12 protein-coding genes are annotated in these 14046 nt (G+C 67.4%); 6 read left to right on the top strand and 6 right to left on the bottom strand.

The annotated features are described in order from the left end of the window. The gene (gene ybgF, locus GYH34_RS13960; RefSeq protein WP_161914098.1) at positions 1–1113 is read right to left on the bottom strand and encodes a tol-pal system protein YbgF; all 1113 of its coding nucleotides are present in this window, start codon (positions 1111–1113) and stop codon (positions 1–3) included. 178 nt (positions 1114–1291) lie between these two features. Between ybgF and GYH34_RS13955 the strand changes: the two genes are divergently transcribed. From GYH34_RS13955 to GYH34_RS13945, 3 genes are all read left to right on the top strand, one after another. Then, complete coding sequence (locus GYH34_RS13955) at positions 1292–2122, top strand: thermonuclease family protein (RefSeq protein ID WP_244635120.1); 831 nt, start codon at positions 1292–1294, stop codon at positions 2120–2122. Next, complete coding sequence (locus tag GYH34_RS13950; protein WP_161914096.1) at positions 2097–3605, top strand: M48 family metalloprotease; 1509 nt, start codon at positions 2097–2099, stop codon at positions 3603–3605. Before GYH34_RS13955 ends, GYH34_RS13950 begins: the two co-directional genes overlap by 26 nt. 198 nt (positions 3606–3803) lie before the next feature. Further along, positions 3804–4676, top strand: a complete 873-nt coding sequence (locus GYH34_RS13945) for an RNA polymerase factor sigma-32 (protein WP_161914095.1) — start codon at positions 3804–3806, stop codon at positions 4674–4676. 81 nt (positions 4677–4757) lie between these two features. Here the strand turns inward: GYH34_RS13945 and GYH34_RS22235 are convergent, their stop codons facing one another. After that, the gene (locus GYH34_RS22235) at positions 4758–6452 is read right to left on the bottom strand and encodes a CarD family transcriptional regulator (RefSeq protein ID WP_348983895.1); all 1695 of its coding nucleotides are present in this window, start codon (positions 6450–6452) and stop codon (positions 4758–4760) included. 399 nt (positions 6453–6851) lie between these two features. Further along, positions 6852–7190: a ferredoxin FdxA gene (gene fdxA, locus GYH34_RS13935; RefSeq protein WP_018265898.1), complete on the bottom strand. Its 339-nt coding sequence runs from the start codon at positions 7188–7190 to the stop codon at positions 6852–6854. A gap of 113 nt (positions 7191–7303) precedes the next feature. Between fdxA and GYH34_RS13930 the strand changes: the two genes are divergently transcribed. Together GYH34_RS13930 and GYH34_RS13925 are read left to right on the top strand one after the other, a co-directional pair. Then, a complete protein-coding gene (locus GYH34_RS13930; protein WP_161914094.1) occupies positions 7304–8137 on the top strand; it encodes an RMD1 family protein in 834 nt (277 codons plus the stop codon). A gap of 25 nt (positions 8138–8162) precedes the next feature. Beyond that, positions 8163–9326, top strand: coding sequence for an MFS transporter (locus GYH34_RS13925; protein WP_161914093.1), 1164 nt, complete (start codon positions 8163–8165; stop codon positions 9324–9326). Here GYH34_RS13925 and miaA read toward each other — a convergent pair. Further along, a complete protein-coding gene (miaA, locus tag GYH34_RS13920) occupies positions 9313–10236 on the bottom strand; it encodes a tRNA (adenosine(37)-N6)-dimethylallyltransferase MiaA (protein ID WP_161914092.1) in 924 nt (307 codons plus the stop codon). The genes GYH34_RS13925 and miaA overlap by 14 nt on opposite strands. Before the next feature lie 29 nt (positions 10237–10265). On the opposite strand from miaA, the gene serB reads away from it, so the two are divergent. Next, positions 10266–11165, top strand: coding sequence for a phosphoserine phosphatase SerB (gene serB / locus GYH34_RS13915; protein ID WP_161914091.1), 900 nt, complete (start codon positions 10266–10268; stop codon positions 11163–11165). Between the two features lie 3 nt (positions 11166–11168). Here serB and GYH34_RS13910 read toward each other — a convergent pair whose 3' ends face one another. Together GYH34_RS13910 and GYH34_RS13905 are read right to left on the bottom strand one after the other, a co-directional pair. Then, positions 11169–12329 (bottom strand): DUF3611 family protein, encoded by a 1161-nt coding sequence (locus tag GYH34_RS13910; protein ID WP_161914090.1) that lies wholly within the window; start codon positions 12327–12329, stop codon positions 11169–11171. A 105-nt stretch (positions 12330–12434) separates the two neighbouring features. Beyond that, the gene (locus tag GYH34_RS13905) at positions 12435–13940 is read right to left on the bottom strand and encodes a Do family serine endopeptidase (protein WP_161914089.1); all 1506 of its coding nucleotides are present in this window, start codon (positions 13938–13940) and stop codon (positions 12435–12437) included. Positions 13941–14046 lie beyond the last annotated feature (106 nt).

Genomic DNA, 14046 nt, shown 5'->3' with positions numbered 1-14046 from the left:
TCAGCATCGCACCTTCTTGCTTTCTTGCTGAGCGATTTCTTTCACCCGCGCCGGCGCGCCCGGATATTTCACCGCGATCTCGCCGAAGGAGGCGCAGGCCTGCTCGTTCGCGCCGATCTCATGCAGCGATTGGCCGAGACGCAGCATGGCCTCCGGCCCCTGCGGCGACGCCGAATGCTTGGCGGTGATCTCGAGATATTTCTCCGCCGCCTCGCGATAGCGCTTCCGCAAGAAGTAGCTCTCTCCCAAGTTGAAGATCGCCTGCGGCGCCAGCCGGCTCTTCGGGTTTCGGGTGAGAAAGCCGGCGAAACCCACTTCAGCGGCTTCATATTCGCCTTGACGCAATTTGGCGACGGCGAGGTCGAACTCGTCCCTCGGCGTCTGCGGCGCGGTGGGCGTCGGCGAGAGCGCGGCGGAAGGGCCGGGCGTCGGCGGAACGGCCGGCGGGAGCGCCGGCGCGTCGAGCCGCCCATGGACGAGATCGAGGGGAGCGCCCGGCGAGCGCAGATCGGGGCCGCTTGCAGAGGCGGACGCCGGCAGCGGCGCGCTCGGGGGCGTCGAGCCGAGAGGACGCGGCGCGCCCGGCGCATTGGGGTTGGACCCGGCGTCGAAAGCGTCATTATGGCGCGTTCCGCCCGACGCGCCCGGCGCTGAGCCGGGGTCGAGAGCGTCGTTGCGCCGCGGTCCGACGGGGGAGATAGAGCTCGGGCCGGGGAGGGACGTCTCCGGCGTCGCCGCCAGGCGCGGCGCTTGCGGCGGAGGGGCGGAGGCCGCGCCCTCCTGAGCGCGCCGCAGCTGCTCCTCGAGCCGCCGCACATTATGCTGCAGCTCCTCGACCTGGCCGTTGAGGGCGCGAATCTGGTTCTCGAGCCGATCGATACGCACGCTCGAGGCGCTCGCCTCGCGGCCGGCGGCGTCCTCCTCGGGATCGCGATGGCCGAATAGCTGCGTCACATCGAGACGGCGGCCGATATTCTGGCCGATATTCTGTATGCCCTGGCCGAGCTTGTCGAGGCGAGAGCCATTATCGGAATCGGCGGCGAGCGCCGCGCCTGCGGCCATCATGGCGCCGAGGGCGGCGCCGGCGAAAATGGAGCGTGACGAAAGGGTCATGGGAGGAATCGATCGCGAGAGCGGAGCGGGACGAGGCGTAGCATAAGCCGGCTTTCGACCAAAATTTGACGAAGCCGCGGCGAGCGTCGCGCGAGATGTGGCGAAGTGCGGTCATGCTCGCTAGTCTCGCGACTGTTTCGCCGTCTGCTTCCAATGTTCGCTCGCAATGTCCGCTGGAATGACGAAGCTCCGCCACGCCGCCCGCTTCTTCGTCTGCGCGGGCGCCTTTCATGCGCCTGGCGCCGTCTCGGCGCAGGAGGCGGCGGGCGTCTGCGCGCTCGAATCCGCTGTTCCGGTCGAGATCGCGACGCCGGGCGCCGATCTCGAGCTGTGGACGATGGACGGACGCCGCTTGACCCTTTCGGGGCTCGAGCCGCCATCGGGCGCGGCCGCGCGCGAGAGCTTGCAGCGCTTCTTCGCCGAGCGTCTGCGCGCCGGCAGGCTCGTTTTCCTCGCCGCGCCGACAGCGACGCCGGGCCGCTGGGGAGCGGCCGCGGCGGGACTCTTCGTCGAAGGGGAGGGGAGCGACGCGCCGCTCGTCTCGCTGGCGGAAGCGGCGATCGGCGCCGGGCTCGCGCGCTTCCGCCCCGATCCGGCCGCATTCGCCTGCCGCAATGGGATGCTCGCCGCGGAGGAGCAGGCGCGCAGACGAAAGCTTGGACTTTGGACCTCGGGCGAGTATCACATCCTCGACGCCGGCCGGCCCGAAACGCTCTTCGGGAAGAAGGGCATGGTTCTGGTGGAGGGCGTCGTCGGCGCGATCGGCGAGGCGGGCGGCTCACTCTATCTGAATTTCGGGCCGCGCCGCGGAGATTTCGCTGTCGTGATCTGGAAACGCAATCTCGAGACATTCGCGCGGGCCGGAACGTCGCCCAGAATGCTCACGGGACGGCGAGTGCGCGTGCGAGGATTGATTGACACAGCTTTTGGACCGCGCATGGAGATCCTCTCTCCGGCGCAGATCGAGCTCCTCGGCGACGAGCGTGTCGGGTCGTCCGGCCGGCATTGACGCGCGGCCGGCGGCCGGCGCGCGTCTCTCCGCGCTCGCGGTCTGCGTTCTTCTCGGTCTGTCCGGCTGCGCCCAGCTCGAGCGGCAGGGCGAGCTGCTCAATGGCGGCGGCGCGCAACATGCGCGGCTGCCCCCCGCCGTGCCGCGCACGGTGGGCGGCGAGCAGCCCTCCACCGCGGAGCACAAGGAGCTGGTCGCGCAATTCGGCGGCGAATATCGCTTCCCTGTGGCGGAGCGCTATCTCGACGACATATTGGTCAAGCTCGCGCAGGCGAGCGACACGCCCGGCCAAGCCGCCTATCGTGTGACGATCCTCAACACGCCGGTGGTCAACGCTTTCGCTCTGCCGAGCGGCAATCTCTATGTCACGCGCGGCCTGCTCGCGCTCGCCGGCGACGCCTCCGAGGCGGCGGCGGTGATGGCGCATGAGATCGCCCATGTGAGCGCGCGCCACAGCGCGCTGCGCGCCGAGCGCGAGCGTGAGGCGGAGGTCATCAGCCAGGCCGCCGCCGTTATTCAGAGCAAGCAGAAGGGCGATGACGTGCGCGCCTCGCAGCGGCTCTCCTTCGCGAGCTTCTCGCGGCTGCAGGAGCTGGAGGCCGACGCCATAGGGGTGCGCGTGGTGGCGCGCGCGGGATTCGATCCGTACGGCGCCTCGCGCTTCCTCGCCGCGCTCGGCAAATCGGCGGAGCTGCGCGCCGTTCTCTACGGCAAGAAGAAAACGCCCGACCTCGACATATTGGCGACCCATCCCTCGACGCCCGATCGCATCGCCAAGGCGGTCGCGGCGGCGCGCCAGATCAGCGCGCCCGGCGTCGGCTCGCGTGATCGCGAGGGCTATCTCGCCGCGATCAACGGCCTCGCTTACGGCGACGATCCCAATGACGGCTTCGTGCGCGGCCGTAAATTCGCGCATCCGCGACTGCGCTTCTCCTTCGTTGCGCCGGAGGGCTTTCTGCTCGAGAATTCGAGCGAGGCCGTCTTCGGCGTGAAGGAGGGCGACGACGAGGCGCTGCGGCTCGATCGCGTTCGCGCGCCGGTCGGCAAGACGCTCGAGGCCTATGTCGAATCGGGCTGGGTCGATGGGCTCCTGCGCTCGTCGATGAAGCGCATCGACGTCAACGGCTTGCCGGCGGTGGTCGCCAGCGCGCGCGCCGGCGAATGGAATTTCAAGCTCGCCGTCATACAGATCGACGACGAGCTCTATCGGCTGATTTTCGCCGTGCGCGCGCTCGATGAAGCGGCGGAGCGACGTTTTGCCGCCTCGGTCGCCACATTCCGACGCTCGAGCTGGGAAGAATCGTTGGACGCGCGTCCGCTGCGTCTCTCCATTGTCAGCGCAGGCGCGGACGACACCGCGGAATCCATGGCGCAGCGCATGGTCGTTCCCAATCGTCCGCTCGAATATTTCCAATTGCTGAACGGCCTCGAGCATGGAGGCCGCCTCACGCCGGGCGAGAAATACAAGCTCGTCGTCGAGTGAGAAACGCTCACCGCGGATGGAACCGTCGCGCTCTGAGAATGTTGTAAGCCTTAGAATTCCCGGGGGGGCGGACGGCGGCGCCGGTTGCGTGACCGCTCGGGGATTCTCCTCAATCGAGGCATTGTCGCAGCGCTTTTACTCGATCGATCCCTTCGGTCGAAACCCTTTCGCGCGCGACTGCCACCCCGGAGAGCGAGAATGGCTTATTTGCCCGGAGTTGGACGCGAGCTCGTAAAGGCGGCGATGGATGCGCCCTTTCTCGAACGCGAGGAAGAGAAGCGTCTGGCGGTCGCCTGGAAAGACAATAAGGACACGGATGCGTTGGACAAGCTCGCCTCCGCGCATATGCGGCTGGTGATCGCGCTCGCCGTGCGCTTTCGCCATTACGGCCTGCCCGTCGCCGATCTGGTGCAGGAAGGCCACGTCGGCTTGCTGGAGGCGGCCGCGCGTTTCGCGCCGGAGCGCGACGTGCGCTTCTCCACCTATGCGACATGGTGGATTCGCGCCTCCATACAGGACTATGTGCTGCGCAATTGGTCGATCGTCCGCGGCGGCACCAGCTCCTCGCAAAAGGCGCTGTTCTTCAATCTTCGCCGGCTTCGCGCCAAGCTCGCGCATGCGCCGCAGTCGGAGGCGGGCGACGCTTTCCAGGCCATCGCCGGCGCCATCGGGGTCTCGCGCGCCGATGTCGAGCTGATGAACTCGCGTCTCGCGGGCTCCGACGTCTCGCTCAACAGCCAATTGGTGGAGGACGATTCCTCCACTTCCGCGGAGCGCATGGATTTCCTCGTCGATGATCGGCCGCTGCCGGACGAGGTGGTCGAGGATCGCGTCGATTCCGATCGTCGCGCGCGCTGGCTCGCCGATGCGCTGAAGCTCTTGTCCGAGCGCGAGCTGCGCATCGTGCAGGAGCGGCGGCTCAGCGAGAGCCTGGTGACGCTGGAATCGCTCGGCGATCGTCTCGGCATTTCGAAAGAGCGCGTGCGTCAGATCGAGAATCGCGCGCTGTGCAAGCTGCGCAAGGCGCTGACCAAAGCACAGGAGACGCCGGAGGCCACCGCCGCCGAGTAGGGCGAGGCGGCTCTCCGCGCCGAAAAAAAACGCGGCCCCGAGGGGCCGCGTTTTTTCGTCGATCGAAAGAGGAGCGCGATGTCAGGCGGCGCGCTCTTCGACGTCGTCCTCTTCGCCCTCGTCGTCGCTCGCATCGTCGCCGGCGTCCGCATCGGAGTCGCCCTTCGGACCGCCACGGCGCGGGCCCTTCTGCAGGAAGGACTCGATCAGCTTGAGCGATTCCGAATCGAGCAGCTTGCGCACGGCCGCGACCTCGCGCGCCATGCGATCGAGCGCCGCCTCATAGAGCTGGCGCTCCGAATAGGACTGCTCCGGCTGCGTATCGGACCGATAGAGATCGCGCACCACCTCGGCGATGGTGACGAGATCGCCCGAATTGATCTTGGCCTCATATTCCTGCGCGCGGCGCGACCACATGGTGCGCTTGACGCGCGCGCGGCCGCTCAGCGTGGAGAGCGCCTTGTCGACGACCTCGGTCTCGGCCAGCTTGCGCATGCCGACGGCGGCGACCTTGCTGGTCGGCACCTTCAGCGTCATCTTGTCCTTGATGAAGCTGACGACGAACAGCTCGAGGCTGAAGCCGGCCACTTCCTGAGTCTCGATCGCGATGATCTGTCCGACGCCATGCGCCGGATAGACGATGAACTCGTTCGTCTTGAACCCGAGCTTCTGCGCCGATGTCTTCGCCTTCACGGCGACGGCGGGGCTCGGCTTGATGGGGGCCGCAGCCGCGGCGCGCGCGGCGACAATGGCCTTGGGCGAAAGGGCCGAGCCCGTCGCGGCGCTCGTGGGAGCGGCGGGGGCGGGGGCTCTGGGCGCCGGCGAAGATTTGGCGGTGATCGCCTTTCCTTGTGTCGATTTTGGCACTGGAATGGTTTCGCTCGAAGCTGGAGTTGAAACGGGCGCCGTCGCATTCGGCTCGCTCGCCCCCGCATCGGGGACGTGCGCGGAGGCGGCGACGTCGGAGTGCTCGATATCGGTTTTGATCGCGCTCTGGCGCAAGGACGTTGTAATTCTCGTCTCCCCGGTTACGCCGGCCGCAACGGCGGTTGAAGTCTCATGTGAAGTTCCCTGCGGAGCCGCTTTCGAGGCCTGCGGGCGGGTGGCCTCGACCGGCGCCTCTACGCTCGGCGCAGCGATGCTTTTCGCGTGAGGCGGAGCCTCGGCGTTCTTCGTGGGCGCGGTCGCGGCGCTCTCGACGCGGCGCTCGGCTGCGCTGCGCTTGGCGTCGCTCGTATGGGCGGCGCTGGCGCGGGCTCTGGCCTTGCCGGCCGCCTTGGGCGCAGCGGCGGCGGCCTTGCCGCTTCGCGAGGCGGCCGACTGCGAGGCGCCCGAGCGGGCCGCGCTCGCCTTGGCCGCCGTCTTGGCGGCGGCGCGCGTTCTGGCGGCGGCGCCTGTTTTGGTCCCTGCCTTGCTCGCCGTCGTTCTCGCGGCGGTCGCGCTCGTTCTCGCGGCTGTCTTCCGGGCGACGCTCTTGGCGGAGGCGGGGGCTTTCGGAGCGGCGGCCTTGGCGGCAGCAGTCTTCGAGGGCGCGGAGGCCTTCGAGGAAACAGACGCTTTGGAGGAAACGGGGGCTCTAGAGGAAGCCGCGGTCTTGCCGGCTTTGCTCGCCGCTGCCTTGCTGGTCTTGCCGGCGGCGCTCGCGCTCGCGGGCTTTTTGGTCGAAGCCTCCGCCGCGACGGCCGCGGTCCGCGCCGTCCTGCTTCCCGCGCCGCGTCGCGCTCCGGCGACGGACGCCTTGCGGTTCTTTGCGGTCTTCTTGCTGGAAGAGGGCATACGCGGATACTCCTTCTGTTGCCCCGCTGTGGAGACGGGACGGGAAGCTTCGTGACCGAATGGGCTCATCGCGCCCCGGCCAGGACAGCGCCAATGACCGCGCATGCTTTGGCTGGCGAAAGTCCGACGCTTCTACAATATAGAGCCGACGTTGGCGGCGAGCGTCGCCATCTTCGCCCATTCTCGATGTCGGGGCCGGCCGCTATTTCCCTTGTGGAAATCGCGACGCTTGCGCCCCTCGCGCCCGAAAGCTAATTCTTAATGTTCCGTATATCATGTGGTACGGGAAAAATCAAAGGAAAGGCGCCGGCGCCTCTCCGCATGGTTACGAGCGGCCGCGCTGGCGCCGTTGAATCTCTTAACGATTTTGCGAGCGCGTCCGCTGTGGACGATTGCGCGTCAGTCGCCTTCGCCGGGCTCGGGCGAGAAATGCGCCTCCAGCTTGCCGGGCTTGCCGTCCCATTCCTTGGCGTCGGCGGGCGGGTCGCGCTTGACCGTCACATTCGGCCAAGTCTGAGCGTATTCGGCGTTCAGCGCCATCCACTTCTCGAGGTCTGGCTCGGTGTCGGGCTTGATCGCCTCAGCCGGGCACTCGGGCTCGCACACGCCGCAGTCGATACATTCGTCCGGATGGATCACCAGCATGTTGGCGCCTTCGTAGAAGCAGTCCACAGGACAGACTTCGACGCAATCCATATATTTGCACTTGATACAATTTTCCGTGACGACGTAAGGCATGGGGCGTCCTCGATCCGCGGGCTTGCTAGCGTTTTTGAGAATGGGTTGCAAGCGGCCTCCCGGCCCGCGCGGCGCGCATGATATCCTGCGAGGGGTTGGAAGGGAATCGGTCTATGGCGGAAATCGAATCGGCCTCGCAGGAGGTTGCAGCCTTGCCGGCGGCGCGTTGCGTGACGGCGCGGGCCTTGCTGCTCGGCGAACGAATCGACACCGGCGGGCTCGAGCGCGCCGATCTCGTCTCCACATCGCCGCTCGCCTTTCCGGCGGGGCAGGCGGGATTCGTCGTGCTCTACCGATTCGGCGTCGCCGTGCTGTTCGGCCTGTCGCCGCTCGAGGAGGACGAGATTCTGGCCAAGGTCGGCGCCCGCGTCGCCGGCGCCGCCGCGCGCCGCGACGACGAGACCCTGGTGCTCGAGATCACGCCCGAAGGCGACGACAAGACGCTGGCCAATGGGCGCTTGGCGATCAAGGACGCCTCCGGCGAGCGGCTGCTGGTGGTCGCCGACGCTCTGGCCAAGAGCGTGGCGCTCGCCCGCGACGAGCGTCGCGTCAACGCAGTCTTCGATACGATCGAGCCTTTCGCTGCCGAGCTCGCCAGCAAAGGGCGGCCGCCCTTCCGTCGCCGCGCCATGCTGGAGCTGATCGGCCAGACGCTGCTGGTGCAGCATCGCGTCTCCGGCCGCGTGGCGGTGGAGGACAAGCCGGACGTGCTCTGGGACCGGCCCGATCTCGAGCGCCTCTATTCCAGGCTCGAGGACGAATATGAGCTGGAGGCGCGTGGCCAGACGCTCAAAGCCAAGGTCGACGTCATCGGCGAGACGGCGCGGGCGCTGACCGAGATCATCGACGTCGATCGCTCCGTGCGGCTGGAGGCGACCGTCGTCGTGCTGATTCTCGCGGAAATTCTGCTGACCTTGTTCCAGATCTTCGTCCAGCGCGCGCATTGAGGGCATTGATGCCGGACGCGCGCGCGTGACCCTCGGCCAGCTCTCCATTCTGGCCGCGGCTCTGTTTCTGGTCGGCTCGGCGGAGGTGGTCGCCGGGCCGCTGATGGCCGCAATGGCCCCGGATTTCGGCGTGCCGCCGGCGGCCATCGCCTATCTGCCGGCGGCCTATGGCCTCGCCTATGCCGGCTTCGCCATCATCGCCGGGCCTTTGTCCGACCGATTCGGCCGCAAGCGGCCGCTGCAGGCTGGGCTGCTCGGCTTCGCGCTGCTCAGCGCAGCGCTCGCCAACTCCTCCAACCTTTCGGTGGCCATAGCGCTCAGCGGCCTCGCCGGCCTCTGCGGGGCTTTCGTTCAGCCCAATTCCCTGTCCTTCGTCGCCGATTCCTCGTCGCCCGAGGAAGTGGACATTCGCACGGCGCGCGTCTTCGTCGGGCTGATGTCGGCCTTCGTCATCACGCCCTCCATCGCCGGATGGATCGCCGATCGTTTCGGCTGGCGCTACGCCTATTATCTTCTGGCGTTGCTGGCGGCGCTCGCCTTCGTGGCGGTCTCGGCGGCGTTTCGGCCCGGCCGCGCGCATGGCGGCGGCGTGGTCTCCTTCGTCGCCACCCATAAGGGCGCGCTGGCGACGCCGGGCGTCGTGCGGCGGCTGGCGGCGAGCTATTTCTGGCTGGGCTCGGTCGCCGGCTTCGGCGTGGTGGTCGCGGATGTGGCGGCGCGCAAGCTGTCGCTCTCGCCCACGGACGCCGGATTATTGGCGGGCTTCTTCGGCCTCGTCACTATCGCCGGCAATCTCGCCGGGCCCCTCGTGCGCCGGTTTCTCTCCTTTCGGGCGCTGCCCATCGCCTGCCTTTCGGCCTCGGCCGGCGTTTTCGCTTTTGCCCTGCCGGCCGGCTCGGTCGCGCAGCTCGCGCTCATCGGCCTGCCCTGGGCCTTCGGCTATGGCTGCGGCGGCCCGCTGCATCACGCCCGGCTCAGCGGAATGTCGGCGCAGTTTCGCGGGACCATCAATTCCTATCACGCGAGCCTGCTCAACCTCGGCATTTTCTCGACGTCCTTCCTGTTCGGCGCGCTGGCGCCGAGCAGTCTCGCGCTCTTCTTCGCGCTGATCGGCGGAATATCGCTGATCGGCGCGTCGCTGCTCGCCGTCGCCAATCTCACCGAGCGGCGCGCGCTCACCGACCGATGAAACCCACTGCCTCTTCGATGGCCGCGTCTGTCTCCCCGGGAGCGATCCAGCGGAACGACGGCAGCTGATGGCGGGCGAAGGTGAATTGCCGCTTCGAATAATGACGCGTGTCGAGCTTGCCCTGCGTCGCCGCCTCCTCGAGCGGCAGCTCGCCGCGCAAATAACGCAGCAGATGCGGAGCCCCATGCGCGCGCATCGCCGGCAGCGCAGGGTCGAGACTGCGCGCGCCCATCGCTTCCACCTCCTCGAGCGCTCCTTTGCGGAGCATTTCGTCGAAACGCGCGTCTATGCGCCGATACAGCTCCTCGCGCTCCGGCGCGAGGAAGAAGGCGAGGCATTGCGACGGATCCAGCAGCGAGGCCATGCGCGCGCCTTGGAAAAAGGCGAGCGGCTTGCCCGTCGCCTCGAGCACTTCCAGCGCGCGCAATATGCGTTGCGGATCGGACGGCCTCAGCTTCGCCGCCGTCTCGGGGTCGTGCTCGGAAAGCCGCGCGTGAAGATATTCCGGCGTCCGGCCTTCCGCTTCGGCGCGGATTTTTTCGCGAATCTCGGGCGGGACTTGCGGAATGTCCGAAAGCCCATAGAGCGCGGCCTTGTAATACATGCCCGTGCCGCCGGCGACGACGGGCGTGACGCCCTCCTGCGCGAGCGCGCCGAGAAGACGCCGAAAATCCTCGAGCCAGCGGCCGACGGAATAATTCACCGAAGCGTCGACATGGCCGAACAGCTCGTGGCGGATGCTGCGCTCTTCCTCAAACGTCGGGCGGGCGGTCAAAATGCGCAGGTCGCGATAGACCTGCATCGAATCGGCGTTGACCACGGCGCCGCCGATGCGCCGCGCCACGGCGAGCGCGAGAGCGGACTTGCCGCTCGCCGTCGGTCCTGCGATGAGAATAGCGCGTCTCGTCATCGGTCCTTCGCAACGACAAAACGAGCGAAATGTCAAAAGCGCTTGTCGAACATGTCGCGACTTTCATCGCCGGCGCCGGCGGCCCGAAGCTGACGGTCGAGGCTGTGCGCGCTGCTGCGCCCGTCGGCGCGGTGGAGTGGCTGGAGCAGGGCGTCGCTGCGGACGTCTTTTTTCCCCTCGCGCCGGAGGCATTGCCGGAGCGGCGTCTTTCGCTTCAGACGGCTGCGCGCGAAGCCGGCGCCGATGTGATCGTCCAGCCGAAGGCGGGGCGGCGCAAGCGTCTCCTCGTCGCGGATATGGATTCGACCATGATCGGCCAGGAATGCGTCGATGAGCTGGCCGAATTCGCCGGCATTCGCGCGCGCATCGCGAAGATCACAGAGCGGGCGATGAGGGGCGAGCTGGAGTTCGAGCCGGCGCTGCGCGAGCGCGTCGCTCTGCTCGCCGGACTGCCTGTCTCGATTATCGAGACCATATTGGCCGAGCGCATCAGCTTCACGCCCGGTGCGCGGCGGCTGATCGCGACCATGCGCGCCGATGGGGCGTATACGGCGCTCGTTTCCGGCGGCTTCACCCTTTTCGCCGAGCGCATCGCCGCCGGCCTCGGCTTCAATGAGGCGCGCGCCAATCGGCTGGAGACGCGCGAGGGGCGGATCACCGGCGTCGTCTTGCCGCCGATCGCGGGCTCCGCCGCCAAGCGCGAGGCGCTCGAGGAATTGCGCGCTCGGCTCGCGCTGCCCACGGAGGCGACGCTCGCGGTCGGCGACGGCGCCAATGATCTCGACATGCTCGCGGCGGCCGGGCTGGGCGTCGCTTATCACGCCAAGCCGAAAGTGGCGGAGGCCGCGGCCGCCCGCGTCGATCGCGCCGATCTCTCGGCGCTGCTCTTCGCTCAGGGTTATCGGCGGGAGGATTTCGTCGAGGGCTGAGCCTCAGTCGCGGCCTTCCTGCGGAACGGTCGCGACCGCGAAGCGATAGCGGGCGCGGGTCGCCTCCGAGGTGAGAAAGACGGCGATGCCGACGCCGATGAAATGCGCCAGCAGCAGCGCGAAATTCACCAGCAGCACGAAGACGTCCAGCGCGCGAATGATCTTGTTGGGGTCGGTGATGGCGATTCCCGGCGGCTGCGACACTGTCTTGGCCACCAGCAGCGAGACGCTGAGCGACAGGCCGATGAAGGAGACGATCACGCCGATGAGGCCGATCGCCAAGCCGAGCGTGAGAAACCAGAAAGCCGTGAGCTTGTGGACGCCGAGATAATCGGCCTGCGCCACGGAAGGCGCCGCGCGCGTATAGAAAAAGGCGAGCGCCGTCGCCGCGCAGAGCAGCAGAAATGCAAAGAGGCTCCAATAGATGGCGTCGCCATAGCCGGACTGGCTCGGGCTGAAGGCGCGTCCAGCGGTCGAAAATTGCAACAGCACGCCGCTGGCCAGCGCTATGGCGAGCTGCGGCCAGAATTGCAGCCAGCCGAACAAGCGCAGACGTGAGGAGAGCCCCGCCGTGGGCGAGTGCTCGATCAGCACGGGTGTGAGCTTTGCTGATTCTGGCGGCGGCGTCTGTGGGGCGAATCGTGAGAATCCGCCCAAGGCGAGATAGAGGATGATCGCGCCGGCGAGCGCATAGCCGAGCAGGCGATGCGCCGCCAGCAGCGCTTCCGAGACGGTCGCTCCGCCGAGGCCGAGCGGCTGCGCCCAGGCCGGTCCCAGAATGTCGGCGAGCCTGGGGTCGGCTGCGGGCGAAACGGGTAGGGGGTGGCCGAAGACCTCCAGCGGCGCGCCGCCGAAATAGCCCCAGAGCGCGCCGGTCGCGACCAGAAGCGCGAGCGAGAGATAGGCGAGAAATTCGCAAAAGGCGGCCGCCGCGCGGCGCCCCTTCGACCAGCGCGCGGGCAGGGCCGGCGGCGGAACCGCGAGCCGCAGCACGATCTGCGCGAGCAGCAAGGCGCCGGCGAGGACGCCGAGCGCGACATGCAGCGCGAAAAGCGGGCTCGTCAGCGGCCTATCCGACTGAGCGGCGAGCCATCCGAGCGCCAGCGCGAGGGCGCCGATAAGGATGACCGAAAGGAAATTGGCGCGGGCGATGGTCGAGCGCATGGGAAAGACTGTCCAGCAAAAGAAAACGCCCGCGTCGATCTCCGACGCGGGCGATCTTTTCGCCAAATAGGGCGCTCTCGCGAAGGCGAAAGCCTGGGGCTGTCGTCAGTCCAGCGTGAGAGCGACGAAATGCGTGTCGCCCTGGGCGTTGGCGACGATCAGCAGCGCCGATTTCTTGCCGCCGTCCTTCAGCGCCTTCACCTTCTTCACCGCATCGGCGGGATCGGCGACCGGCTCCTGATTGATCTCGAGCAATATCTCGCCCGCCTGCAGGCGCTTCTCCGCCGCATCGGAGCGCGGATCGACGCCGGTGATGATGACGCCGTTCTTCACATTCTCTTTGATCTGGAAGCGGTTGCGCAGCTCGTCGGAGAGCGAGGAGAGCTCGAGGCCGAGCGCTTTTTGGGCGGCGGTCTTCTCGATATTGTCGCTCTTGGGCGAATCATTGGAGGCGAGCTTCTCGCCATCCTCGAGGCGGCCGAGCTTGATCGACTTCGTCTGCTCCTTGCCGTTGCGGAAGATGAGGACCTCGACTTCCTTGCCGACCGGCGTCGCGGCCACGAGCTTGGGTAGATCGCGCGATTCCTTGATGGCCTTGCCGTCGAATTTGACGATCACGTCGCCGGCCTTCAGCCCCGCGGTCTTGGAGGGTCCTTTGTCGTCGACGCCCGCGACCAGCGCGCCGCGCGTGGCGCCGAGGCCGAGATTTTCGGCGATGGTGTCGTCGACATTCTGAATCCGCACGCCGAGCCAGCCGCGCCGGGTCTCGCCGAACTTCTGCAGCTGCTCGATGACCGGCTGCACCGTATTGGCCGGGGTCGCGAAGCCGATGCCGACGGAGCCGCCCGAGGGGGACAGGATCGCGGTGTTGATGCCGATCACCTCGCCGTCGAGATTGAACAGCGGGCCGCCGGAATTGCCTTTGTTTATCGAGGCGTCGGTCTGGATGTAATTGTCATAGGGACCGCTGTCGATGTTGCGGTTGCGGGCCGAGACGATGCCCGCCGTCACCGAGCCGCCGAGGCCGAAGGGATTGCCGACCGCGAGCACCCAATCGCCGACGCGGGCCTTGTCGCTGTCGGCGAATTTCACCGCCTTCAGCGGCTTCTCGGGCTTCACCTTCAGCACCGCCACATCGACCTTCTGGTCCTTGCCGATCACCTCGGCCTTGAGCTTCTGCCCATCGGTGAAGATGACCGTCACCTCATTGGCGTCGGCGATGACGTGATTATTGGTGATGACGATGCCGGAGGCGTCGATGACGAAGCCGGAGCCGAGCGAGGCGGATTTGCGCTGGCGCGGCAACTCCGGGCCGCCTTGGCCCTGTTGCTGGCGGCGCTTGAGGAATTCCTCGAACAATTCGTCGAAGGGCGTGGAGGGCTGGCCTCCGGGGCCGGCCTCCTTGGACTGCCGCTTCGGGTCGACGGTCTGAGTGGCGGAGATGTTGACCACGGCGTCTTGCACCGACGCGGCCAGATCGGCCAGCGAATCGGGCCCCTTGGCGCGCGCCGGGGTCGCCGCCAGCGGGAGGGAGACGAGCGCGCCGACGAGCCCCGCGGCGAGGGCGCGCCTCAGCGCCGTGAAAAGCGAAACGGACGCGGCAGATGTCATACTATTGCTCTCCTGAGACCGGGCGGCGCCTCGAGCTGCGGCGAAGGCGCGATTTGCGTCTCGCGCGATTCGACGGGCTGCATAGACTGTCGGATGACTGCGCTCG

Origin of the sequence: Methylosinus sp. C49 (assembly GCF_009936375.1) — a bacterium.
Classification (GTDB): Bacteria; Pseudomonadota; Alphaproteobacteria; order Rhizobiales; family Beijerinckiaceae; genus Methylosinus.
This window is presented reverse-complemented; position numbering and strand designations above follow the sequence as displayed.

What these genes read in the sequence shown, in the direction of transcription:
- miaA (WP_161914092.1), bottom strand. Translation starts at nt 10,236, where the DNA reads ATGACGAGACGCGCTATTCTCATCGCAGGACCGACGGCGAGCGGCAAG.
- GYH34_RS13955 (WP_244635120.1), top strand. Translation starts at nt 1,292, where the DNA reads ATGACGAAGCTCCGCCACGCCGCCCGCTTCTTCGTCTGCGCGGGCGCC.
- serB (WP_161914091.1), top strand. Translation starts at nt 10,266, where the DNA reads ATGTCAAAAGCGCTTGTCGAACATGTCGCGACTTTCATCGCCGGCGCC.
- GYH34_RS13905 (WP_161914089.1), bottom strand. Translation starts at nt 13,940, where the DNA reads ATGACATCTGCCGCGTCCGTTTCGCTTTTCACGGCGCTGAGGCGCGCC.
- GYH34_RS13930 (WP_161914094.1), top strand. Translation starts at nt 7,304, where the DNA reads ATGGCGGAAATCGAATCGGCCTCGCAGGAGGTTGCAGCCTTGCCGGCG.
- GYH34_RS13945 (WP_161914095.1), top strand. Translation starts at nt 3,804, where the DNA reads ATGGCTTATTTGCCCGGAGTTGGACGCGAGCTCGTAAAGGCGGCGATG.
- fdxA (WP_018265898.1), bottom strand. Translation starts at nt 7,190, where the DNA reads ATGCCTTACGTCGTCACGGAAAATTGTATCAAGTGCAAATATATGGAT.
- GYH34_RS13910 (WP_161914090.1), bottom strand. Translation starts at nt 12,329, where the DNA reads ATGCGCTCGACCATCGCCCGCGCCAATTTCCTTTCGGTCATCCTTATC.
- GYH34_RS22235 (WP_348983895.1), bottom strand. Translation starts at nt 6,452, where the DNA reads ATGCCCTCTTCCAGCAAGAAGACCGCAAAGAACCGCAAGGCGTCCGTC.
- ybgF (WP_161914098.1), bottom strand. Translation starts at nt 1,113, where the DNA reads ATGACCCTTTCGTCACGCTCCATTTTCGCCGGCGCCGCCCTCGGCGCC.